The sequence below is a fragment of the Pyxidicoccus sp. MSG2 genome (assembly GCF_026626705.1).
Lineage (GTDB): Bacteria > Myxococcota > Myxococcia > Myxococcales > Myxococcaceae > Myxococcus.
Window position 1 is genome coordinate 5406737 of the sequence record NZ_JAPNKC010000001.1, and the last position, 21736, is coordinate 5428472.

The 21736-nt window shown below is 67.5% G+C and carries 22 protein-coding genes; 14 read left to right on the forward strand and 8 right to left on the reverse strand.

Features of this window, described 5'->3' with window-relative positions; all coding sequences use genetic code 11:
* The first annotated feature begins 451 nt into the window (after positions 1-451).
* From OV427_RS20925 to OV427_RS20950, 6 genes are all read left to right on the forward strand, one after another.
* Positions 452-916: a hypothetical protein gene (locus OV427_RS20925; RefSeq protein ID WP_267857906.1), complete on the forward strand. Its 465-nt coding sequence runs from the start codon at positions 452-454 to the stop codon at positions 914-916.
* Positions 913-1407: a hypothetical protein gene (locus OV427_RS20930; RefSeq protein ID WP_267857907.1), complete on the forward strand. Its 495-nt coding sequence runs from the start codon at positions 913-915 to the stop codon at positions 1405-1407. Before OV427_RS20925 ends, OV427_RS20930 begins: the two co-directional genes overlap by 4 nt.
* Positions 1408-1474: 67 nt before the next feature.
* Entirely contained in the window at positions 1475-2269 is a 795-nt protein-coding gene (locus OV427_RS20935) for a hypothetical protein (protein WP_267857908.1), read from the forward strand.
* Positions 2270-2397: 128 nt separating this feature from the next.
* Positions 2398-3141, forward strand: a complete 744-nt coding sequence (locus OV427_RS20940) for an outer membrane beta-barrel protein (protein ID WP_267857909.1) — start codon at positions 2398-2400, stop codon at positions 3139-3141.
* Positions 3142-3233: 92 nt separating this feature from the next.
* Positions 3234-4118, forward strand: a complete 885-nt coding sequence (locus OV427_RS20945) for an AraC family transcriptional regulator (RefSeq protein WP_267857910.1) — start codon at positions 3234-3236, stop codon at positions 4116-4118.
* An 85-nt stretch (positions 4119-4203) separates the two neighbouring features.
* Positions 4204-4887 (forward strand): hypothetical protein, encoded by a 684-nt coding sequence (locus OV427_RS20950; RefSeq protein WP_267857911.1) that lies wholly within the window; start codon positions 4204-4206, stop codon positions 4885-4887.
* Positions 4888-4890: 3 nt separating this feature from the next.
* Here the strand turns inward: OV427_RS20950 and OV427_RS20955 are convergent, their stop codons facing one another.
* Entirely contained in the window at positions 4891-6723 is a 1833-nt protein-coding gene (locus OV427_RS20955) for a monovalent cation:proton antiporter-2 (CPA2) family protein (protein WP_267857912.1), read from the reverse strand.
* 230 nt (positions 6724-6953) lie between these two features.
* On the opposite strand from OV427_RS20955, the gene OV427_RS20960 reads away from it, so the two are divergent.
* Together OV427_RS20960 and OV427_RS20965 are read left to right on the forward strand one after the other, a co-directional pair.
* Positions 6954-7472, forward strand: coding sequence for a secretin and TonB N-terminal domain-containing protein (locus tag OV427_RS20960; RefSeq protein WP_267857913.1), 519 nt, complete (start codon positions 6954-6956; stop codon positions 7470-7472).
* A gap of 123 nt (positions 7473-7595) precedes the next feature.
* Entirely contained in the window at positions 7596-8078 is a 483-nt protein-coding gene (locus OV427_RS20965; RefSeq protein WP_267857914.1) for a DUF2267 domain-containing protein, read from the forward strand.
* Positions 8079-8204: 126 nt separating this feature from the next.
* On the opposite strand, the gene OV427_RS20970 is transcribed toward OV427_RS20965, so the two are convergent.
* Both OV427_RS20970 and dnaA read right to left on the reverse strand, forming a co-directional pair.
* The gene (locus OV427_RS20970) at positions 8205-10214 is read right to left on the reverse strand and encodes a HEAT repeat domain-containing protein (protein WP_267857915.1); all 2010 of its coding nucleotides are present in this window, start codon (positions 10212-10214) and stop codon (positions 8205-8207) included.
* A gap of 149 nt (positions 10215-10363) precedes the next feature.
* Entirely contained in the window at positions 10364-11716 is a 1353-nt protein-coding gene (gene dnaA, locus OV427_RS20975) for a chromosomal replication initiator protein DnaA (RefSeq protein ID WP_267857916.1), read from the reverse strand.
* Positions 11717-12354: 638 nt separating this feature from the next.
* On the opposite strand from dnaA, the gene OV427_RS20980 reads away from it, so the two are divergent.
* The 3 genes from OV427_RS20980 to OV427_RS20990 all read left to right on the forward strand — a co-directional run bounded on the left by OV427_RS20980 (position 12355) and on the right by OV427_RS20990 (position 14435).
* On the forward strand, positions 12355-12639 hold the full coding sequence (locus OV427_RS20980) for a hypothetical protein (protein ID WP_267857917.1): 285 nt from the start codon (positions 12355-12357) through the stop codon (positions 12637-12639).
* A gap of 147 nt (positions 12640-12786) precedes the next feature.
* A complete protein-coding gene (locus OV427_RS20985) occupies positions 12787-13965 on the forward strand; it encodes a hypothetical protein (RefSeq protein WP_267857918.1) in 1179 nt (392 codons plus the stop codon).
* Positions 13962-14435 carry a hypothetical protein gene (locus OV427_RS20990; RefSeq protein ID WP_267857919.1) on the forward strand — a complete coding sequence of 158 codons (474 nt, stop codon included), beginning with the start codon at positions 13962-13964 and terminating at the stop codon, positions 14433-14435. The genes OV427_RS20985 and OV427_RS20990 overlap by 4 nt, the downstream gene beginning before the upstream one ends.
* Before the next feature lie 102 nt (positions 14436-14537).
* Here the strand turns inward: OV427_RS20990 and OV427_RS20995 are convergent, their stop codons facing one another.
* The 4 genes from OV427_RS20995 to OV427_RS50805 form a co-directional block, all read right to left on the reverse strand.
* A complete protein-coding gene (locus tag OV427_RS20995; protein ID WP_267857920.1) occupies positions 14538-14759 on the reverse strand; it encodes a hypothetical protein in 222 nt (73 codons plus the stop codon).
* Positions 14760-14902: 143 nt separating this feature from the next.
* A complete protein-coding gene (locus tag OV427_RS21000; RefSeq protein ID WP_267857921.1) occupies positions 14903-15955 on the reverse strand; it encodes a helix-turn-helix domain-containing protein in 1053 nt (350 codons plus the stop codon).
* Positions 15956-15974: 19 nt separating this feature from the next.
* Positions 15975-16616: a hypothetical protein gene (locus tag OV427_RS21005; protein ID WP_267857922.1), complete on the reverse strand. Its 642-nt coding sequence runs from the start codon at positions 16614-16616 to the stop codon at positions 15975-15977.
* A 188-nt stretch (positions 16617-16804) separates the two neighbouring features.
* Positions 16805-17089, reverse strand: coding sequence for a helix-turn-helix domain-containing protein (locus OV427_RS50805; protein ID WP_420718272.1), 285 nt, complete (start codon positions 17087-17089; stop codon positions 16805-16807).
* A gap of 107 nt (positions 17090-17196) precedes the next feature.
* On the opposite strand from OV427_RS50805, the gene OV427_RS21010 reads away from it, so the two are divergent.
* The 3 genes from OV427_RS21010 to OV427_RS21020 are packed head-to-tail and all read left to right on the forward strand — an operon-like array spanning position 17197 to position 20456.
* Positions 17197-17757 carry an OB-fold protein gene (locus OV427_RS21010; protein WP_267857923.1) on the forward strand — a complete coding sequence of 187 codons (561 nt, stop codon included), beginning with the start codon at positions 17197-17199 and terminating at the stop codon, positions 17755-17757.
* A gap of 4 nt (positions 17758-17761) precedes the next feature.
* Positions 17762-18649, forward strand: a complete 888-nt coding sequence (locus OV427_RS21015) for a DUF2381 family protein (RefSeq protein ID WP_267857924.1) — start codon at positions 17762-17764, stop codon at positions 18647-18649.
* A gap of 31 nt (positions 18650-18680) precedes the next feature.
* Positions 18681-20456, forward strand: a complete 1776-nt coding sequence (locus OV427_RS21020; RefSeq protein WP_267857925.1) for a serine/threonine protein kinase — start codon at positions 18681-18683, stop codon at positions 20454-20456.
* 16 nt (positions 20457-20472) lie between these two features.
* On the opposite strand, the gene OV427_RS21025 is transcribed toward OV427_RS21020, so the two are convergent.
* Positions 20473-21732, reverse strand: a complete 1260-nt coding sequence (locus tag OV427_RS21025) for an HAD-IA family hydrolase (RefSeq protein ID WP_267857926.1) — start codon at positions 21730-21732, stop codon at positions 20473-20475.
* Between the last annotated feature and the right edge of the window lie 4 nt (positions 21733-21736).

The following is a 21736-nucleotide window of genomic DNA, read 5'->3' on the forward strand; positions in this document are numbered from 1 at the left end:
CAGGCGTGATGTCTCTTTGACGCCCCGGCAGGTCGGACCGGTACGCCAGGCAGGCAGGCATTGATTGCCATGGAGCGCGGGAGTCGCGGCGTGGAGGGTGAGACATGTATCGGGTGTGTGGCGCGGGCCTCACACCCCGGCGGTGCTCCCGACGCTCAGTGGGCCTGACGTCCCGGGGCGGCGCCCGCCAGACCCAGGGCACGAGCTCATTCAGGACGCGGGTGTGTCCCGCGCGGAATGAGGTGCTCCCGGCGGGCGGCAGCGGCGGAATGAACGTTCCTTCCGCCGCTGCCGCCAGCCGGATGGGCGGGGTGCTGTGCTGGGCCCGTCCGCGTCCTGAATGAGCCCGTCCATGACGGAGATGTCAGGAGCCTCCCGTTGGCGAGGCAGGTCCATTCAGTCTTTTCATATGGTTACACATGGCCTGGGCCTTGCTGACTGGCCCGGGCCAATGACGTCCCCCCTGACATGGCCGCCCGTGAAGTCGCTGCCGTCCATGCCGGAGTTCCTCGCGCCGCTGCCGCTGCTGGCCGTGGGGCTGATGGCGGTGAACGACCGCTGGCTCAAGCCCGCGTTGCACAACGCGCTCACCGGGAAGGTGTCGGACGTGGCCATCTGCTTCTTCCTGCCGCTCTACCTGTCCGCGCTGCTGGCCCTGGTGACGCGCTGGCCCCGGAGCACGCGGCTGGGGCTCGGTGCCGTCGCGACGGCGCTCCTCTACACCGCGCTGAAGGTGTCGCAGCCCGCGGCGGACCTGTTCTGCGACGTCCTGCAAGTCATTGGCGCACCGCTGGGTTTCAGGGGCCCGTTCCACGCCGTCGCGGACCCCACGGACCTCGTCACCCTGCCCTTCATCGGAGCGGCGTTGCTGTACGGCCGAGCCGCCGCTTCCCGCACCCCCGGAGCTTCGACATGAGTGCCCTACTGAAGAACGTCGTCACCGCCGCCACCCTCACGGCCACCGCCCTGCTGCTCATCGCCGACTCCGAGCCGCAGGTGTGCCGACGCGCGGCGGAGGACGTCACCTTCCAGGTGACGGAGAACACCTGCGGACGGGACGGCACTCTCCGCATCAAGGTGGGGAAGGATGCGTGCGACATCGCCGAGGAGGTGGAGGTGTCGCCGGAGCTCGGCCTGCCCGACTCCTGCGGCATCCCTGACACGGGCGCTTTGTGGAACGGTGGCTGGACCCTGTGGGGCGACTTGTACGTCTCCGAGACCCCGGACGGCGGCTTCGAGCCCACGGACGAGGATCTCGGCAGCCACGTTGTCCGGACGTGCGAGAGCACCCCCGGAGTGGGGGGCACCCTGCGGCTGGATTGTCGCGGCGGGCCGGCGAGCACGGACTCCACGCAGCCGGCCCCGTCGTTGAACCACACCTGCTCGGCGGTGCTCACCCAGCAGTAGCGCGGAACACCCGGGCAGCCAGGCGGCCAGGCCCGGCGAGCCGCGGCTTCGTGCGAAACTGGGGGGCATGTCCGTGGACGTGTCCCCCAACGCGCTGGCCCGCTGTGCCACCCACCCCGACGAGCTCGCTGGCGCCACCTGTCAGCGCTGCGGCACCTTCGTCTGCGGCGCGTGCACGACGTGGCTGCTGGGTGCGCTGTACTGCCCCACGTGCGCCGCGCGCCCCGAGGTGAACTACCTGGAGACCTTCCGGCTGAGTCTCTGGGGGAAGCGTGACAGCAGCGCGTGGTTCGTGGCGGGCTGCGCCGTGGTGGCCACGATGGGGATGCAGGCGGCCTTCATCGAGAAGGACGTGCCCACGCTCCTGGGGATGCTGGTCGCCCTCGCGGTGTGCGTCTGCTTCTTCCTGGGCATGCGGTGGGCGCGCTACGCGCTGCTGCTCCTGCCTGTCGCCCTCGCCATCCAGGCCGCGCTCGCGCTCGCCATCGCCATGGTGGTGGTGTTCATCTTCCTCTTCATCTTCGCGCTGCAGATCTTCCTCGACCCGCGCAGCAAGCTCTTCTTCCGCGTGCAGGTCCCCGAGCGCGCACTGCGCCGGCTCTGGGACTTGCGGGTCAACAACCCGCTCGCGCGGCATGCGGTGTCGTTGGGCGTCCTCGGGTACTTCATGCCGCTGTTCGCGCCCGCCGCCGTCATCTGTGGAGTCATTGCGCTGCGGCGGGTGGACCCCAACGCCCGGCCTCCCATCGGCCGGCGCGCGTCCTCCCTCTTCGGCATCGTGCTCGGGATGGGCGCGATGGCGATGTGGGTGCTGGTTGTCGTGCGCTTCATCGGCTCGGGCGGCCTGCACTGGATGACGTAGTGCCGCGTGCTATTGCAACGCGCGCTTGAATAAAGCGAGCGGGCGGGCGTCGGAGGAGGCGCATCCACCACCGCACTGGTGGAGAGCACTCCCTTTCCCCGCGCAAGGTCACCGCGATGAACACTCGCATGCTCTGGAAGCTCGCCTCGCTGTCGCTCCTGCTGTCCTCCTCCGCTGCCCTGGCTGATAGCAGCTGGCGCAATGATGGATTCCGGAGGAAGGACGTCGACTACGAGGCGCAGGAGCAGTCCGCGGAGGACCGGGGGCTCTCCTTCGGGCTTCGCGCCGGGTTCGGAGCGCCCTTCGGCAAGTTCGGCAAGATGGAGGGCTCCTCCGGTGGAGACGTGAGTGACTCCGTGTCCGGTGTCATCCCCTTGCAGGTCGACGCCGGGTACTACTTCAACTCGAAGCTCTACCTGGGCGGGTCCTTCCAGTACGGCCTGGGCTCTCTCAAGGAGGACTGCCCGGAGGGCGCGAGCTGCAGCGCGCGTCAGCTCCGCTTCGGCGTCAACCTGTCCTATCACTTCCAGCCGAGCGAGACGCTCCGGCCCTGGGTGGGCGCGGGCGTGGGCTACGAAACGCTCGACCTGGGCGTCTCCGCGGAGGAGGGTCCGCTGGCCGCCAAGGTGACGACCTCCATCCGGGGCTTCGAGTTCGCCTTCCAGGGCGGTCTCGACTACCGGGTGAACAAGATGTTCTCCGTGGGTCCCTTCGTCACGCTCACGGCGGGGCAGTACGCCACCGTCAAGAGCAGCATCGAGGTCGACGGCGACGGTGGCTTCTTCGAGGACACCGAGGAGTCGGACGACATCGACGAGAAGGAGTTCCACTCCTGGCTCCAGGGCGGCGTGCGGATGCAGCTTCGCTTCTAGTGGCACGGGTTGAGCGCTCCACTTCCGCAATATCGGTCAGGTACCCACGAGGCCAGGTGGGTACCTTTTCGAGCGTCAAGGGAGGCACTTCGTTGAACGCAGCGGACGCGGACGCATACCTCGCCAGGTTCCGGAAGGTGCTCGAGCACATCGACGCGCACCTGGACGGCGACCTCAGCGTGGAAGGGCTCAGTCGCGTGGCGGCCTTCTCGAAGTTCCACTTCCACCGGCAGTTCTCCTCACTCTTCGGGATGGGCGTCTACGAGTACGTCCAACTGCAGCGCCTGAAGCGTGCCTCGTACCAGCTCGCCTTCCGCGACCAGCACTCCATCATCGAGGTCGCACTCGCGAGCGGCTACGAGGGTCCCGAGGCCTTCGCACGCGCCTTCAAGAAGCGCGTGGGACAGACGCCCTCGGAGTTCAGGAAGCAGCCGAACTGGGAGCCCTGGCGCACGACGTACCAACCGTTGAGCGAGCTCAGGAGCCGCCACATGAAGCCCTCTCCCCAGGCAGCACAGGTACAACTCATCCACTTTCCGGAGACGAAGGTCGCCGCCCTCCAACACCGAGGCGACCCACGCCGCATAGGCGACTCCGTGCGCACGTTCATCACCTGGCGCAAGCAGAACGCATTGCCGCCCCGGCTCAGCGCCACCTTCAACATCCTCCACGACAATCCCGAGGAAGTCGCGCCGGAGGACTACCGCCTCGACATCTGCGCCGCCACCGACCGCGAGGTGAAGGAGAACCCCTTCGGCGTCGTGGGCAAGGTCATCCCCGCCGGCCGGTGCGCGGTGCTGCGGCACGTCGGCTCGGATGACACGCTCGCCGCCACCGTCCGCTACCTCTACGCGGAGTGGCTCCCCCAGAGCGGTGAGGAGCTCCGCGACTTCCCCCTGTTCTTCCAGCGCGTCAGCTTCTTCCCCGACGTGCCCGAGCACGAGGCCGTCACCGACGTGTTCCTGCCGCTGAAGTGAGCGGCGAAAAAGAAGATGAAAATGGGGGCGGGAAGATTCTCCGGAGGGGGCGTTCCGTGAATGACACCTACGAAGGGGGAACGCCATGAACAAGCTGCCACTCTCTGCTCTCGCTCTCGCCGTCCTCGCCCAGATTGGATGCGGCGCCGCCGTGCCTCCTGGAGACGAGGCGCAGCCGGAGGAGCGAGACGTCCACGCCCAGGACATCATCGTCATCCCCATCCGCCCGCCGTGCACCAGCGTGACCGCGAACGAGACCCTGTACATCGGTACCGGGTACAACATCCCGTTCACCGCGCTGCCCCACTCCAGTGAGAGTGGAGACGCCTCGTACTACTACGAGGGCTGCGGCCGCTGGGTGGTGGACCTCTACGTCGGTGACACCCGCGCCAGCCCCTACAACTACGAGCTGGGAGCCACCGGCTCCGCGCATGACCTGCCCAGCTCGTCGCAGCTCGGCGGGGTACTGCCCAACAACGCCATCGACTGCGCGGCCTACCGGCTCTACCTGTCGTTCTACCGGAAGAACGCCTCCAACACCTGGGACACGCTCGGCTCCAGCAGCCAGCAGGGCGTGTGGAGCTCGGCCACCAACAAGTGCAACCTCCAGGTCTACTCCGGCTCGATGACCAGTCTCTCCGGCGTGCAGAACACCGATGGCAGCGGCTGGGACATCTACCGCGTCGCGGTGGGCGTGAAGCTCCGCTCGTCCGGACAGGAGGCCAAGGTCGTCGTCGACGGGGGCATCATCATTCCCCCGCCGAAGTGAGCCCTACTCCTTCTTCCCATCCTTCCCACCCTCCCCCGTCGGCGCCAGGTTCAGGGACACCGCCTGGCGTTGCGGAGGGATGAACGGCTCGGGGCGCGGTGCGGGACGGGTGTAGAGCTTGTCGTTGCCCGCCTGGACATCCCGGCCCTGCTGCTGGATGGCGAAGCGGTCCCTGTCCCGCTGGCGGATGTCCTCCTCGACTTCCGCCACGCGCTCCGGCGGGAGCCCCATTCCCACCAGCGCGGCCCGTCCGAAGGCGATGGCGCTCTCGAACGTCTCGCGCAGCTGGAAGTGCGCGCCGTGCTCCATCAATTCCAGCGCGTGCCCGCGGTCGTACGCGCGCACGTACACCTCCGCGAGGGGGAAGGTGGTGCGGCACAGCTCCAGGATGCGGGTGGCGGCGTCCTTGCGCTCCACGCACACGCAGATGAGCCGCGCCCGCTCCGCGCCCGCCGCGCGCAGCACGTCCAGCCGCGTGCCGTCGCCGTAGTAGACCTTGAAGCCGAACCGCTCGGCGGCCTCAATCATCTCCACGTCGATGTCGATGGTGGTGACGTCCACGCCCTCGGCCAGCAGCAGCTGGCTGACAATCTGGCCGAACCGCCCGAAGCCGACGATGAGCACCGAGCCTCGCGCTCCGGCGAAGTCCTCCTTGCGCTCGGGCGCCGTGCGCGTGCGGATGAAGCGCGGCGCCACCGCGGCGATGAGCGGCGTGAGCGCCATGGTCATCGTCACCAGCACGACGAGCAGCGTGGCCTGCTCCTGCTGCATCACCCCGGCCGCCACCGCGGTGGAGAACAGCACGAATCCAAACTCGCCACCCTGTGGCAACAGCAGCGCGGTACGGAGTGACACGTCATGCGGGTTGCGCAGCAGCCGCATCAGTCCGTAGACCACCGACGTCTTGATGACCGTGATGGTCACCAATGCGCCGAGCAGCAGACGCCAGTGGTCCACGATGACGCGCACATCCACCGTCATCCCCACGGAGATGAAGAACAGACCGAGCAGCAACCCCCGGAAGGGCTCCAGGTCCGCCTCCAGCTCGTGCCGGTAGCTCGACTCGGCGAGCAGCACGCCGGCGAGGAACGCGCCGAGCGCCGAGGACAGCCCCACGTACGTCATCAACGTGGCCGCCGCGATGACCACCAGCAGCGCGGCGGCCGTCATCACCTCGTGTGCGCCGGCATTCGCGAGCACGCGGAAGAAGGGGCTGAGCAGGTAGCGGCCCGTGAGCACCACCACCGCCACGGCGCCCAGCATCTTCGCCGCGGACAGCCACAGCGGGTCTCCTCCGGTCGAGTCCACCGGGGACAGCAGCGCCACCAGCGCGAGCAGCGGGACGATGGCCAGGTCCTGCAGGAGCAGGATGGCGAAGGCCTTCTGGCCGTGGGGGTGCTGCACCTCGCCGCGCTCGCCGAGCATCTGCATGACGAGCGCCGTGGACGACAGCGCGAGCCCCAGCCCCGCGATGAGCGACGCCTGCCACGGACGTCCCACCACGAGGAGCGGGTACACCATGGCGAGCAGTCCGGTGACGACCACCTGCGCCGTACCGAGCACGAAGATGTCGCGGCGCATGGCCCACAGCCGCGACAGGTTCAATTCCAGGCCGATGATGAAGAGGAAGAGCACCACGCCCAGCTCGGCGACGTGCATCACCGACGTGGAGTCGGAGAACAACCCGAGCCCGAAGGGACCGATGACGAGCCCCGCCGCGAGGTAGCCGAGGATGGAGCCGAGGCGCAGCTTGCGGAACAGCGGCACGGCCACGACGGCCGCTCCGAGGAAGATGAGCGCCTCGACGTAGACGGGAGTCTCGGGGCTGGCGGACATGGAGGGCACCTGGGGGCGGTGGAGCGTCCGCCCTCCTAGTCCAGACAGGCCCCCCTGCGATAGGCGTTCCCGGCACCGCCACGAGACCCCGGCCCGGGGGTTCGACGTCCCGTCCTTCCCGGGTGTCGGTCGGCTGCTCGGTGGGTGCTGGCCAACAGCGTGGGCGGGGTGCGGGTGAGCGCGGAGCCCGTCGGCGCTATCCTCGGGCCGTCACGCTGGAGGTTCCTTCCATGTCCCGAGCCCGAGCCGCCGTGCTCGCGCTGGCGCTGCTGGGTGCGCCGGCCCTCGCCGCGTCACCGAAGGCGGAGGGCAGGCGCGTCACCGTCGACATCGTCCGCGCGGACCTCCACGACGTGCTGCGCATGCTCGCGGACCTGGGGCACCTGAACCTGGTGGTGGACGACGAGGTCCAGGGCACGGTGACGCTGCGGCTGCGCAACGTGCCGTGGAAGCAGGCGTTGGAGACGGTGCTCTCCTCGCACGGCCTGGGCCGCGAGCTGCAGGGCAGCGTCATGCGCGTGGCGCCGCTGCGCAAGCTCAAGGACGAGGCGGAACTGCGCGTGAGGCTGAAGCAGGCGCGCGAGGACGTGGCGCCGCTGCGCACGTACTTCATCCCGGTGAACTACGCGCGAGCCGCGGACCTGCTGCCGCACGTGCAGGCCCAGCTCTCTCCTCGCGGCAGCGTCAGCGTGGATGCCCGCACCAACACGCTCATCGTCACCGACGTGGAGCCCGTGGCACTGCCCTGAGACGCGCGGACTTCCGCTCGGTCCCCAGGTCGTCGTCCCGGCGCGCGGGGGTGACGCGGTGCCCTCCGCCGTCACGGTGCTCACGCTCTCGGAGAGGGGCAGTGAACTGAAGGAGGGCAAGTCATGGCGAATGAGCGTGAGGGACAGGAGCAGGAAGGTGAGCGGAGGACGCCCACCCCGGACCTGCGTGCGCAGCGAAGTGAGTCCCGCACCACGCAGACCCAAGCATTGTTCCTGAAGGACCTGGAGAAGAAGGCGAACTGTGGCCGCGAGCTCGCGGAGCAGGCGGCGCAGTCCGTGCTGTGCCTGCTCGAACAGCGCCTCATCGACTCCGAGGCGAAGCACCTGGAGGCCCAGCTCCCGCGCAAGATGCGCGACCTCTTGCAGCGGTGCTCCCGGCACGAGGGCTCGATACCCCGCAAGTACAAGCTGGAGCAGTTCCTCGCGATGGTGGCCGAGGACCTGGACACCACTCCCAACGAGGCCGAGCGGCTCAGCCGCGCCGTCTTCGCCACCGTGCGTGAGCACATCTCCGAGGGTGAGGCCGAGGACGTCATGGGCCAGCTCCCCATCGACCTGCGCTCGCTGTGGATGCGGGAGGCCTGAGCCCGTCACCCCCGAACCGTCGCAGCCCGCGCACTGACGGGCTGCCGTGTGTCTGAAACAACTGTATTGCGTCAAGGGCCCGGGCCTCGAGGTGCGCCGGGCCCTTCGCAGGTTCCCCGGCGGGCCCTACCCCGCCAGCAGCGCCGCCGCCAGCCGCCGTACGCGCTCGGACGCATCGTTGTCGGCTGCGTCGCGCAGCAGTGCGGCGGACACCTCGTCCATCGCCTTCCAGCCTCCGAGCATGCGCACCACCTCCAGCCGCACCTGCTCGCTCGACTCCGCGCGCAGGGCCATGGCCACCGCGCGCAGGTGGGGACCGGCCACGCGCTGGGAGATGGCCGCCACGGCCAGGGCCCGGACTCGCGGGCTCGGGTCTCCGAGCAGCACCTGGTCCAGCAGCACGTCCACCTCCGCGCCCGGCATCGCCCGGAGCGCCTCCGTGGCCGTCCCCCGCACCATCGGCGCCGGGTGCAGGAGCGCGGACCTCGCATAGGCCAGTCCCCCCGGAGCCCCGGCGTTGGCCAGCGTCCTCAGGCACACCACCGGCCCCATCGTCCGCGCGTGGCAGCGCCGCAGCATCTGCTCCAGCAGCGCCTGGCTGCGCCCCGGCTCCATCGGCTCCAGGCCCTTCACCACCGAGCCCACCGCCAGCGCGGCCGTGTTCCGCACGTCCTCGTCCCGTGCCCCGTCCACCACCCGGTCGAGCGCCTCGGCCAGCTCGGCGGTGGGCCGCTCCACCCGGGCCGCCACCTTCGCCGCGTGCGCCAGCGTCTCCGGCCGCACCCGCGCTTCCTCCAGCACCGACGCCAGTGCCCGCTGCGCCTCGCGAGTCCCCGCGCTCCCCAGCGCCTGCACCACCTGCTCGGACAGCGCCGCGCCCGCCTCACCCTGCCGCACCCTGCGTGCCGCCCGGTCCGCCTCCGCCGGCTCCAGTCGGAACAGCGCCGCCAGCCGTGCGCGCACCGCATCCCGCGCCTCCGGCCGCATCGCGCGCGCCAGTTGCTTCAACAGGTCGTCCGGCTTCGCGTTCCCCACGAGCCGCCGGTCCTCGGATGGTGCGGGAGTCTCAGGCAGCGCTCGCTCTGACAGCCGCTCCGCTCGCAGCGAGGCCCGGACGGCCTGGAAGTCCCTGAGCGACAGGGACTGATGGTCCACGCCCACGCTCGTCAGTGCCACCCGGGTCTCCGCCCGTACGTGCCCCGGTACCGTGATTTTCTCCACCGCGCTCGAGCCCGCGTCCCCCTCGATGCGCAGGAACTTCACCGCGTCCGAGCCCGCGTCCTCCTTGATGCGCAGGAACCTCACCACGCCCGAGCCCGCGTCCTCCTTCACGGGCCCGCCTGCGATGGGCATGAAGTCCACCACGTCCGAGCCCGCGGCCTCCTTCACGTGCCCGTCCTCGAAGAGCGTGAAGGCCAGGTGTCCACGCAGCCGGGGCACGGCAGGCGGAGGAACCCGCGCTGGAGCGGAGACGCGCAGGTAGCGCCGCTTCGTCTTCGTGTACGCGTTCGCGCTGCCGCCCGCCCGGTACTCCGACTCGAAGTCACCGGTGGTGTCGGTCTCCTCGGTGCTCCAGTCCTGGCCCTGCTCGGCCACGAACTGCGTGGACGCCAGCAGCGAGCGCACGAAGCGGCGCGCCGCCACGTCGTGCACCGCGTCGAAGTGCACCGCCAGCACCCGTCCGCGCGCGTCCTGAGCCACGTAGACGGGCCGCTCGAACATGGCCTGGAACTCGCGTCGCTCCTCGTCGCCCAGCACCGGCGTCTCGTCCGTCTCCTCCTCCACGCGCAGGAGCACCACCTGGCCCTGGAACAGGTGCTGGCCGCCCTCGGCTCCCAGGTACGTGAGGGCCAGCTCGCCGCCCCATCCCGTATGGGCCGTACGCGGGCCTGCCTCCGTGTTCTCGATGGTCCGCGTGTCCAGGTCGAACGAGTACCGGTGGCGCTGCCCCGGCGTGAGCACCCGCCGCGGGCCCTTCACCCCCTGCCGGATGACCTCGACGGGCGGTGAATCCCCGGGAGGCCTCGCCCCCGGACTGGCGGTGCGTCCACCCGTCGCCCAGAGCCCCGCACGCCACAGGCCCGCCGCCGCCAGGATGGCGAGACACAGCAACAGGCTCTTCAGGCGAGGGGACACGTCACACGGAATACGTGTGCGCGGGGCATTCCTGGTCGTGGGGGACGTGGAGCGGGGTGACGGAGGGAGTAGGGTCCGCCACACCCCCCGGGAGCTGACCCGGTGCGCCGGACGTACCGCGTCATGACCGGCGCTTCAGGAACTGCTGTTCAGTTGCTACCGAGTTTCAACTCCAGCTCGGCCAGCTCACGCTGCACGGTGGTGTCCGTGGCACGTTGGCCCTCCACCTTGCGCACCGCGGAGATGACGGTGGAGTGGTCCTTGCTGAAGCGCGCGGCAATCTCCGGGAAGGAGCTCTTCGTCAGCTTGCGGCTGAGGTACATGGCCACCTGGCGAGCGTGGGCCAGCGCCTTGTGACGGCGGTCCTCCTTCAGCGCATCCACCGTCACCTTGTAGAAGCGGGCCACCTCGCGCTGGATGGCCTCGATGTCCACCGAGCGCTGTGCCGGGAGGATGTCGCGCAGCACCTCGGAGGCAAACTCCTCCGTTACCTGCTGGCGCGTCAGGCTGTGCACCGCCGACAGCTTCACCAGCGCGCCTTCCAGCTCGCGCACGTTCTTCTGGATGTGCTTGGCGATGAAGTGCGCGACGGAGTCCGGCAAGTCCAACCCCTCCGCCACGGCCTTCTTCTGGAGGATGGCCACCCGCGTCTCGTAGGTGGGCTCGCGGATGTCCGTCAGCAGTCCCATGGTGAAGCGGCTGCGCAGCCGCTCCTCCAGGCCCGGAATCTCCGCGGGCACCGTGTCGCTGGTGAGGACGATGGCCTTGTTCATCTCGTACAGCGTGTTGAAGGTGTAGAAGAACTCCTTCTGCGTCTCCTCGCGCTTGCCGAGGAACTGGATGTCGTCGATGAGGAGCACGTCGCACTCCTCGCGGAACTTCCGCCGGAACTCCGACATGCGGTGCTCGCGGACGCTCTCCACGTACTCGTTGGTGAACTGCTCGCTGGAGAGGAAGACGATGCGCTGGGACGGGTCCTTCTCCCAGATGTGGTTGCCCACCGCCTGGAGCAGGTGCGTCTTGCCCAGGCCGGTGCCGCCGTAGATGTAGAGGGGGTTGTAGGCGTGGCCCGGGCGCTCGGCCACGGCGCTGGCGGCGGCGGCGGGGAGCTGGTTGCTGTCCGCCACCACGAAGGTGTCGAAGATGAAGCGCGAGTTCAGCCGCGCCGGCCGGGCCGAGCTCGCCTTGACTGTCGGTGTGGGTGGGAAGTGGGGGTCTGGCTCAAGACCTTCGACCACCTCATAGGCGATGGTGGTGAGGCCCTCGCCCTGGAGCGCGAGCTGCGCGTCCAGCATGGGGCGGTAGTGATCATCCACCCAGTCGCGGAAGAAGCGGTCCGGAACACCCATGACGAGAGCCCCGTCACGGACCTCCAGCGGGCGCATCCGCTCCAGCCATCTCAGCGCATAGTCGAACTTCTCCCGGCGGATCTGTTCAAGCATCCGAGCCCAGATAATTCCGGCACTTGGAAGGGGGGAAGCGGCGTGAGCGAGGGCGTTCAAGTATGTCTCGACCGTGCAAAATCGGGAAGGCAGCGAGCGTTCGGCCGTGCTAACAGACGCTTCCAAATCGATCAAGGAACCGGCCCAACGCGGCGGATCTCCACGGGCTTTTCCGGACGTCACTGATCGGCAACGGGCATGCCGACCTGGCACGCTGGTAGGCGCCCCCACGCCCCTCCCCAAGCGCTGGGGGGCGGATCATCCGGCTAGGACTGGCAGTGTGACCTGCAAAGGCCCGGAGCGTTGCCTGCCCGCCTGCCCGGTCTCCAGCTGGGGAGTCCCGCGACGGTGACAAGGTGCTTTCACCCCGGTGCGTGTTCCCTTACACGTACCCGGCACCGGGGCCGGTTTCGGCCCGGCCAATACCTGGGTAAGTGTGATCCAATCCACCTTACCCAGTTTTTCGGGGCGCTTGGAAACGCGACTTTCGCAAGGAAAGTCAGGCACTTGCCAGCGCGGTAGCTGCGTAGTGGCGAGTGTGCGCGGGGTCCTTACGTTGGGCCAAAATCGGCCCTAAACCGGGGTGCCAGGCCCGCCAGGAGACTCCCTCTGCGGAGGTATGGCCCGTTCACCGGGACTGGACCTAAGGACCCCCACCAGGGGCCTGCTTCGCCCCTCTTCACGGAGGACACGCGGACATGGTGGACGGAACGCAGAGCGCGTTGGCGCAGCAGCTAGCGGCCTTGGGCATCAAGCCGGAGGACGTGCAGGCGGCGGTGATGCTCCTGGTCGCTACGGCCCGCGGGCAGACGGAGACGCTGGTGAGGCAGGGCAACGGCGGCATATTGGCCAGCTCCGTCGACCCGCTGCCCAGCGCGGAGAAAGTGCGCAAGCTCGACGAGCGCCTGGCCTCCGTGGAGCTGCGACTGAAGGAGACCAACGAGAAGCTGGACCGGGTGCTCGCGGCCCTCGAGAAGAAATAGCCCGCAGCCTTCACTGGTACGCTTCCCGCGCGCGGGAAGCGCCTGAAATCGCAAAGGAACTCAGCAGTTCGAGAATCGTGAACTCGGTTTAGATTTCTAGGCGGGAGCTTGCGGCGAGGGTTTGGGCGGTGGCAAAACGCCAGCCTCATGCCCCCTGAGACCAAGGTCTTTGCGCAGCCCGTGCTTCGCGGCCAACGGTTCGCGGACCACTCGCTCCCGCTGGAAGCCGCTGAAGGCCTGATTGCGTACCGCGAACTGGTGCGCAACCTGGCCAAGCATCTCTTCAACACGCGCAAAGGCCGCTCGCGCGCGCCGCGCGGCTTCGACAAGACGTTCGACCTCAAGCTCAAGGGTGTGCACGGCGATTGCGCCGTTCCCGTTTTGGCGCGTCCGGAGATCCCCGACGTTCCTCCCGGCGCGAACCCTGAGGACTTTGACTACGCCGAGTTCGACCACGCGCGTGACCTCATTGCGCGGACGGTCCAGGCGCTCGCTCTTGGGCAGGAACTGCCGGGAGAATTTCCGCAGGAGATGCTCGCCGACCTCGAGGCCTTCGGTGACACCTTCGAGGCGGATGAGTCCATCGAGCTGCGGGGAGTGCAGGAGACGCCAGGCCCCGTGCTCGACTACAAGGTGCGCCGGCGCATCACTCAAGAGCGGAGCAGAGGTAGCTACACCGAGACGGCAACCATCAATGGACGAATCATTGGGTTCGACAGCGACAAGTCGCAATTCAAGGTGCGGACGCTCAACCGCCGCACGGTGGAGGGCAAGTTCGAGCCCCGTCATGAGGACCGCGTACTGAAGGCACTCGCTGGGAAGAAGTGGTGCCGGGTGCGCATTACCGGGCCTGTAAGGTTCAGTGCCGGCCAGGTCCCCGTGCGTTTCGAGGAGATCGGGTCTATGGTGGTATGGACCCGCACTTCGGAGGAGGCCGTGAAGCAGGTGGAGGACAGACTGCGCGAACTGGCCTCTCTGCCTCCCGGATGGCTTGAGGGCGCGGGAAAAGCCGTGCCTGCTGGCGAGCTCGAGTGGTTCCGAACGCGGATGTTCGCGTTGATGGTGGACCATGGCCTCCCCCGTCCGAAGCTCTACGCCACCGAGGACGGCAACCTGCAGGCGGTTTGGCGGCAGCTGCCCTGGCGCATCGAAGCCGAGTTCGACCTCAGCGAGAAGAGCTGCTCGTTGCTCGCGATGAACGTCGAGTCGGATGAGGACCAGGACAAGGAGCTTGAGCTCGACCTCACCACGGAGCAAGGCGAGAAGGATCTCGCTGAGTTCCTCAAGGGATTCCTGTCGGCTGCGGACGAGGTGACGGTCGAATGAGCGAGACGAAGCTGGAGCCCACGGAGCAGGAGCTCTATCGCCAAGTGCGCGCAGGGCACATCGAGGACGGCGAGGTCAGCAGCCTCGCCTTCACGCCGATGAAGAAGGACAACGGCGAACTTTCGGTAGACCTGCAGGGACTGACGACGGCTGAAGCAGCCTGTACGGCATTCAAGGCGCGCGGCTATGACACCGTGGGCGCGTGGGCTGTCACGACGACGGAGTGCAGCGATCTCGGGCTGGGGGCGTTCCATCAGCCCAAGGACACGCCTCCTCCGCCGAATAACTCGCACGGGTTCGTGGACTTTCGCGGCGTCAATGCGAGTCAGACGAAGAGGCGTGCTGGACGCCTCGCGGAGAAGGCGAACGCGCGCAATTGCAGGCACGCGATGCCCGCCGCGCCTGCCGCGAGCGGCACATCGAGCCACACCGCCGAGCCGGGTGACGAGTCGGCCGAGAGCGCCGGCTAAACGGACGCTCTCGATTCTCGAACGGCCTGCGGGCACCTGGTGATGCCGCCGCGCTGCGGTCGCAGGTGACGTCCGTGGAGGCCGCCGCGCCGGCGGCGTGCACTACGCCGCAGCCGGCGGATAGGTAGCCCTCTCCTCGCGCGCCGCAGCCCGGGCGTTGATGACCTCAAGCGCCTGGGCCTCCGCTTCGCGGTACGCGTCCCGGGCCCGCGCCAGGCGCGTCCGGCTGGCGGGACTGCCGTCCAGCCCCGCCACCGCTGCCTGCAGCTCCACCTCCACCGCCTCCAGGCGCTTCGACAGCGCCACCCGCTGAGTCATGTCCATGCGGATGACGCAGAGCAGGCGGCGTGCCGACGAGACTTCAGCCGGGTGGCGTGGTCGCCCACGCTGGAGCATTGGGGGTGGTGGCCGGAAGGTGTCGCACCCGCAATGCCCGCAGTGATGCTGCGCTCGCGCGCGCACCTCCCCTACTTCACACGTCGCAGTTGTACCCGCTCATCCGGTGAGGGCTTCACGCCGTACTCCTGCTGAAGATCCTCGGGGTACATGGTGAGCAGCTTGCTCAACTGCTCCACGCTGTAGTTCAGCTCATCGCGATGCAGTTCGAAGAGTTCTGAAATGGCCGTCGGTTGCTCGTGCGGGAAGTCGAGTTCCGGAGGTTCCCGAATGCGGTACCCAGCTTTTGTGAGTTGGATCCAGAGGTAACGCGACCTGCCCTCTGGAATGAAGTTCAAGTCAGCGGCCCTCTTCAAAAGGGCCTGCAGCGAGACCTTCCAGTACGGCTTGAGGGTGGTGAGCTTCTGGAGTGAGTCGAGACCTTGCAGGTACGGCGCGATATCGAGCGCCGGCATGAGGAACTCGGCGGCGAACACATCTGCTTCGTCCTCCATCCCAGGACGCAGCGTCTGGTGCATCACAACGTGCCCAAGCTCGTGGCACAGGGTGTAACGGGCCCTGTCCGCAGGTATGTCCGCGTTGACGACGAAGATGGGCGGCAACCCAGGTACCCACCAGCTCACCGCGTCGACCTGTCGGGTAGGGAATCGCCATCGGAAGACGATGCCTCCCGCATCTTCGATGACGTCGACGACGTTCTTCACCGGCCCACGTGGAAGCTGAAATGCGGCCCGGACCGCACGCGCCACCTCCGCCGCCGACCCATTGAAGTCGTCGGGGTCATAGCGCGGGATGCGGCACTCCTCAGGGTCCGCGGACCTTAGAAGGCGGTCGGCATGAATGCGGCGAATGTTGATTTGAGCGTGGAGTTGCGAGAGCAGCTTGGCTGGCGTGCTGGACTTCTTGCGGTGAAAGAACTCACTCGTGCTCGGTCCGTAGACCGGGTCAGCTTGGACGAAGAACTCCATCGGGTAGCCGAGTTCCCGCGAGAGTCCCTGCAACAACGCCGGGTTGATGGGACTGAGCCCGGCTTCGACCTTGGAAAGGAGCCCTTGGGAGATCTCCAGCCTCTTCGCCAACTCGCTCTGGGTGAGTCCTCGCGCCTCGCGGGCGACGGTCACCATATCTGGATTGACCCTATGGCTATCGCTTAGGAGCTGAGTCATTGCTCTGGCCCTGGTCAGTGGGTCCCGGTTCTGCCTTCGGCTTGAAGCGGCGCTTCGTGCGCGTCGGCTTTTCCTTCTCCTGAGCGGTGGTGTCCAGCGGGACGACGACCCCGTCGGTCTCGGCCGTGATTTCCCACGACCAGCCCTCCTCTGCCCCAGGGCAAACGATCCACACCTTGGAACTGGTGAGCGCGATACCAAGGAGCTGGTAGCCGACGTGGAGGTTGGTCGGGGCAGGCGGCATCCCTGGCAACTCCGCTTGAAAGGGCTCCTTCGCCTGCGTCTGGTTGTTGAAGTCGAACACCGCCTGCGTGGGGATGTTGGCGGCCCGGAGGTTCTTATCGAGCTTCTTCAGCTTGATGAGGTAGCCGGACGCGAAATTGACCAAGAACGACCCCCGCTTCTTCACCACCTTAACTTCCGGATTCTCCGCGAAACGCTCTTTGCTGAGAAACACCATCAGGTCGTTGATGATGGAGGACTGGGAGCGCGCGGAGAGCTTATGGCGGAGCTGCGCATAATCGCGCACATACTCCTCCAGCGCACCTTGCACGATGGCACACATCGTCTTCACGTGAGGAGCCAACTCGGCTTCAGCTTGCGGACGCGTCTTGAGCATCGTCTCTCCGGTGCGCTTACAGGCCGCAACATAGACCCTCAACGTACAAACGGTAAAGAAATTATTCCAAAGCTATTCCTTGTCCACATGCGCCTACATGACGATGCGTACTGCCGGAAAGGTGCAGTTCAGTCGCCGCACCTGGGGCGGGACTCTTGGAGCTGAAGCGAAAGTCGGGATTCAGCGGGCTAAGGGCGTTTGGGCGGCCTGAGTAGACGAGTCACGTCCACCCCAAAGCCGTCGCATAGCCGGGCCAACGAAGTGAAGGTGAGGTTGACCTCCTCTCCCTCCACGCGCTGGTAGAGGCGCGTCGTCATTCCGCACTGGTGGGCTGCCTCTTCCTGCGTCCAGCCCTTCTCTTCGCGGAGGCGCCGCACGGCGGCTGCCAGGCGCCGCTGCAACTCGCGGTACGCGTCCGACTCGTACTGCTCAGCCCGCTCAGGCCGGCGTTTTCTCTCGGCGCGGGGCCCCATCTTGCGGCCGGACCGTAGGAGCGCCTACAAGGTACCTGCCACGTCGCTAGAGACGTGTCCCTAGCGCCGTAATAGTGGCGCTCGGTTCTTTCGTAGGGAGAAGGCGAATGGCACTGGCGAAGTGCGGGAAGTGCGGCAGCGAGCTGGCTCCGCAGGCGACGGCGTGCGCGCAATGCGGGACTCCGGTGTCCAAGCCGGGCCTGTCGACGAACAAGATTCTCCTCATCGTCTTCGGGAGCCTCGGCATGTGCTGCTTCGGCACCTGCGCCCTCGGTACTGTGGGCTCGATGGTGAACCAGAGCGGGGGGAGTCCGCCCGCCGCGAGTTCCACCTCGAGCGCCTCGGCATCAGCGAGGTGGGTGGAGATCAGCACCCTGCTGGACGAGTACCGCGACAACGAGGTGCGCGCCGACTCCAGCTTCAAGGGCACGTGGATCCAGACCACGGGCTACGTCGACGACGTGAAGAAGGATTTCCTCAGTTCCATCTACGTCACCCTCGGCACTGGGCGGCAGTTCGAGATTCCGCAGGTGCAGTGCTTCTTCGCGGACTCAGAGGCGAAGAAGGCGGCGGCTCTTTCCAAGGGGGCGCGAGTCACTGTCCGCGGGCGCGTCGAGGGCCTGATGATGAACGTGCTGGTGAAGCGCTGCGAGTTCGTGGGCCTCTAGCGTCGTGCTCGACTCTCGGTACCGGTTTCCGCTGCTAGCGGTGCTCCTGGCGAGCGCCGCAGCCGCCCAGCCGCAGCCTGGCAGCGAGCGCAAGTTGCGCCAGCGGACCATCACCCTCCCCGCCAAGGCGGATGAGGCCGCTATACGAGTAGCTCGAGGGGCTCTCACCACCCTCACCTTCGACTCTGCGCTGGCGGCCAAGGGCGTGCAGCTTGAGGGGAGAGAGACGCACTTCGAGCGGGTGGACGAGGACCAGCGGCTCGTTTCGTTCAAGCCCAGGGTGGATCTAGCGCCAGGCGAGCGGCTGCTGCTCACCGTGCGCTTCGGGGATGGTGCGGCCCCGCAGGAGGCAACCTTCGAACTCGTTGCCGCGGATGAGGCGGTGGACGCGTCCGTGGAGGTGGTGCGCCGCGCACGCTCAGCGGAGGCCCTCCAGGCGGAGCTGCGGGAGTTGAAGGCGAAGTACGAAGCGCTGCAGGACCGGAGTGGCGAGGGCGGCCCCGAGGGCATGGTGCTCTCCGGGTGGCTCACGCAGGACATCCGCGCCAGACGATTCGACGCGCGGGTGGCGGCAAACAACGCCAGCGGCCTCAAGGTGGAGTACGGCGTGGGCTACCGCACGGGCAAATGGGCGCTGGTGGAGGTTCGGCTGCGCAGCCTGCCTGGCACTCGACGATGGGCGCTGGGCGAGGTGAAGCTGACGTCCGCTCGCGGAGCGCCCGTGAAGGTGCTCTCGGTGCACATGGATAGGCCCCAGCTCTCCCCGGGCGAGGAGGGCCTCTTGCTGGTGCGCACCGAGGCGCCCTGGTGGGAGCGGGACGAGGAACTCCTCCTGGAGCTGAAGGACAGGGAGGGCGGCCGTCCGCTGCCCTTGAGCGGAGTGGTTTTCTGAGCGCACCGCGCTCGACACGGGGACTCTGGCCATGGCGACAACCCCTATTCATCCCGACCAGCTCGTTCCTGGTAGCCGCGTGGGCCCCTGGCGCGTGCTGGCATCTCTGGGCGCCGGCGGCTTCGGGCGTGCCTTCCAGGTGGAGCGAGAGGAGCAGCCCGGACGGACGTACACGATGAAGGTGGCCCTGCGGCCCGCCAATCCTCACGCCCTTGAAGAAGAGGACGTGGAGGGGCGCATGTCGCGCGAGGTGGCCATCCACATGGCCTACGACACGGGGTTGAAGATCCATGCCGTGGACCACTGGCCCATCCTCAGTGGCTTCCTCTACTTCGTCACCGACTACGTCGAGGGAGAGACGTTCCACGAGTGGCGCTGGCGCACCCAACCCTCCGCAGCGCGCCTGCTCACCGTCTTCACCGAGGTGGTCCGCCAGGTGGGGGTTCTGCACCGGCGCGGCATGTGCCACCGCGACTTGAAGGCCGACAACGTCCTCATCCGGAAGGCGGACGAAACGCCGCTCGTCATGGACTACGGCGTGGCGCGAATGCCGGGCATGGCGACGGTGACGGTAGGAGTGCCGCCAACGTCGCCGTACCTGTTGCCGCCCGAGTGCGTGGACTTCCTGGGCCAGGAGACGTGGCGGCAGGGAGCTCGCTTCGACCCTGGCGTGCCCGGAGACCTCTACGCACTGGGCATGCTGCTCTTCGAGGCACTCACGGACGGCTACGCCTTCCACCCGAAGCTGCCGTACGACCTACTGATGGCGGCCATCGTGACGCGGGTGCCGGCCGCGCCGTACATGCTCAATCCGAAGGCCCCCCGCGCGTTGAGCGACATCGCCATGCGGTTGCTGGAGAAGCGGCCCGAGGCGCGTTACCCCAGCGTCGACGCGCTGCTACAGGCCCTCTGGGAGGCGGCCAAGGAGCGGAAGCAGCCCGAGTGGCAGGTGTCCCTGGCGTTGCCGCCTCCTGACGACCAGTCCGCGTCAGCTGGAGTGAGCGGACAAAGTGACGACGCGGATCCACCCCCGCGCCCTTTTGGTGAGGAAGCGCCAGCGGCCGTCGCGTTGGAGGCTCCTTTGGAGCCGGCGGGGGTGGATCTGCACGCGCCAGCTCCCGAAAGGGCTGATGGCGCTCCTGTCCCCGTTCGCCCGCAGAGGCGCCGATGGCTGTGGGCGTTGCGCGCCGTGCTCGTGCTTTTTCTGGCCCTGTGGCTGGGGCTGAGCACACTTGCGCCTACACCGGAGAAAGGAAGCCCGCACGTGCCCACCGCCACGCCCGAAGCCCCTCTTGCTGATGCCCTGCGCTCGGGGCCCGCCACGTTCCTGGCTGCCGCGCTCTGCGCTGTCGCGGGCATGGCCTGCCCTGCGGCCCAGGTGAGGCCAGAGCCTGCCGAGTGCCCGGACGAGGCTCGGGAGGCCATGTTCCGCGTCCTGGGCGTAGACACCACGAAGGGGTTGAAGGCGGTCGTCGACATCAACCAGCCCGGAGACCAGAGTCAGCTCGGCACGTACAGCAACGGGAAGGTGGTGGGCCGCGTTGCTGGCTACTCCTGGGCGGACCCAGCGCTACCGGACGGAACCCTGCTGTACGGCCAGCTCTGGACGGGGCTCGTCGATGAGTACGGTCGGCCGGCCGCGATGGCCCGGTACTCCGAGGCGAAGCTGCCGGACGGGCGTACCTTCCCGGTGTGCATCGTGCTCGGAAATCCGGACGGCCGTGTCCGGACGCAGCCAGGCTCCAGTGGGGATGCCGCCGTGCTGCCGCGGGAACTGCCGGTAAGCGCCGTGGAGCGGTGGCCCTGAGCTTCGTGCGGTCCCCCTACTGGGGTGCGAAGTTCTGCTTGTAGCGGCAGCCGCTTCCGTCCTTCTTATAACGTGAGCAGGACCAGAAGACTCCATAGACACTCGTGCGGCGCTTGAGCGAGCCCATGAGGCACTCTGGGCAGGGGTGCGTCACGAAAGGGTTCTGGTCGGCGCCCAGGCATACGATGTGGACGTTGCCCGCGCGGCTAGCTTTCAGCACGCGAGCGCACTCGCCACTGGTCGCGCCAGAAGTCAGGACGTCATCCAACAAGAGGACGTTGCCGTTAGCCCACGAGGGTATCTTCGATGCGAAGGCATCGTTGATGAGGGCCTCCCTCAAGTCGTAGTTCGCCTGCTTGTAGCCCTCCACGTTCTTCGTGGTCCTCAATCCATCCGGAACTATGTTCTCGGTGCGCGAGTAGTGGGCTTTGCCGTAGGTATTCATCTGCTGCAGCGTGGCCGCAAACCGGATGCGCGGCTTACCCGGCTTGGGCGGTACGCACGTCACATGGCTGAACTGCGTATTCGTCCCGAACTTGAGGTAGCTGGCCAGGGCGCGGCCGAAAAGCTTGGCCGGGGCGTCATCTTCCTTCAGCGTCAGGATGAGCTGGGTGAGGCGATCCTCCGCGTGCCGCGGGTCCTTCGACGAAAAGTAGCGCCCAAGGGCAACCCGGTCCGGTGCTCCACACTGCAAGACGCTGCCCGGATGGATGGTGGCGCTATGTCCGGCTGCAATTACCTCGGCTAAGTAGCCGCGCGTGTGGAGCGTACTAGGGTCCAACAAGGGACGTGGGTAGTGCAGCCAGATGTCCGGGGCCGTCTTCCAGAGGTCGGCCATCTCGGGGTTCCAGCCAGCTCCGATAGAGCGGACGCCCGCGCGGTAACTGGCCTCGAAGTCCTCGTAGGCATCCCCTACGTAGTAAGCGTTGGCAGGCTTCACCTTCAGGTCCTTCAGAGCCTTCTGGATGGGGTCCGGATTGGGCTTTGCCGGGACCTCTGTGCCCGCCACCAGGGCGTCGTACGGCACCTGGAAGCGCTTGAGTAGGGCCTTCGCGTACGGGCGCGGTGACGAGGTGACGATGCCCACAGGGTGTCCCATGGCCTTCAGCTGGCCAGGCACCTCGTGGACGGTAGGTCCATTGGGGAACGAATACGGCTTCGCCAGATGGAGGTTGGCCGCGACAAACTGCCACTTCTGCTGCTTCCGCGCGTCCTGCAACGCGGACGTGTCCAGCAGCGTCATGTCCAGGTCGAAAAGAAATGCAGGCTTCGCCACGATG

Excerpts from the sequence above, each read along its gene's own strand:
- OV427_RS20925 (WP_267857906.1), top strand. The coding sequence starts at position 452 with ATGACGTCCCCCCTGACATGGCCGCCCGTGAAGTCGCTGCCGTCCATG.
- OV427_RS20930 (WP_267857907.1), top strand. The coding sequence starts at position 913 with ATGAGTGCCCTACTGAAGAACGTCGTCACCGCCGCCACCCTCACGGCC.
- OV427_RS20935 (WP_267857908.1), top strand. The coding sequence starts at position 1,475 with ATGTCCGTGGACGTGTCCCCCAACGCGCTGGCCCGCTGTGCCACCCAC.
- OV427_RS20940 (WP_267857909.1), top strand. The coding sequence starts at position 2,398 with ATGCTCTGGAAGCTCGCCTCGCTGTCGCTCCTGCTGTCCTCCTCCGCT.
- OV427_RS20950 (WP_267857911.1), top strand. The coding sequence starts at position 4,204 with ATGAACAAGCTGCCACTCTCTGCTCTCGCTCTCGCCGTCCTCGCCCAG.
- OV427_RS20955 (WP_267857912.1), bottom strand. The coding sequence starts at position 6,723 with ATGTCCGCCAGCCCCGAGACTCCCGTCTACGTCGAGGCGCTCATCTTC.
- OV427_RS20960 (WP_267857913.1), top strand. The coding sequence starts at position 6,954 with ATGTCCCGAGCCCGAGCCGCCGTGCTCGCGCTGGCGCTGCTGGGTGCG.
- OV427_RS20965 (WP_267857914.1), top strand. The coding sequence starts at position 7,596 with ATGGCGAATGAGCGTGAGGGACAGGAGCAGGAAGGTGAGCGGAGGACG.
- OV427_RS20980 (WP_267857917.1), top strand. The coding sequence starts at position 12,355 with ATGGTGGACGGAACGCAGAGCGCGTTGGCGCAGCAGCTAGCGGCCTTG.
- OV427_RS20985 (WP_267857918.1), top strand. The coding sequence starts at position 12,787 with ATGCCCCCTGAGACCAAGGTCTTTGCGCAGCCCGTGCTTCGCGGCCAA.
- OV427_RS20990 (WP_267857919.1), top strand. The coding sequence starts at position 13,962 with ATGAGCGAGACGAAGCTGGAGCCCACGGAGCAGGAGCTCTATCGCCAA.
- OV427_RS20995 (WP_267857920.1), bottom strand. The coding sequence starts at position 14,759 with ATGGACATGACTCAGCGGGTGGCGCTGTCGAAGCGCCTGGAGGCGGTG.
- OV427_RS21000 (WP_267857921.1), bottom strand. The coding sequence starts at position 15,955 with ATGGTGACCGTCGCCCGCGAGGCGCGAGGACTCACCCAGAGCGAGTTG.
- OV427_RS21005 (WP_267857922.1), bottom strand. The coding sequence starts at position 16,616 with ATGCTCAAGACGCGTCCGCAAGCTGAAGCCGAGTTGGCTCCTCACGTG.
- OV427_RS50805 (WP_420718272.1), bottom strand. The coding sequence starts at position 17,089 with ATGGGGCCCCGCGCCGAGAGAAAACGCCGGCCTGAGCGGGCTGAGCAG.
- OV427_RS21010 (WP_267857923.1), top strand. The coding sequence starts at position 17,197 with ATGGCACTGGCGAAGTGCGGGAAGTGCGGCAGCGAGCTGGCTCCGCAG.
- OV427_RS21020 (WP_267857925.1), top strand. The coding sequence starts at position 18,681 with ATGGCGACAACCCCTATTCATCCCGACCAGCTCGTTCCTGGTAGCCGC.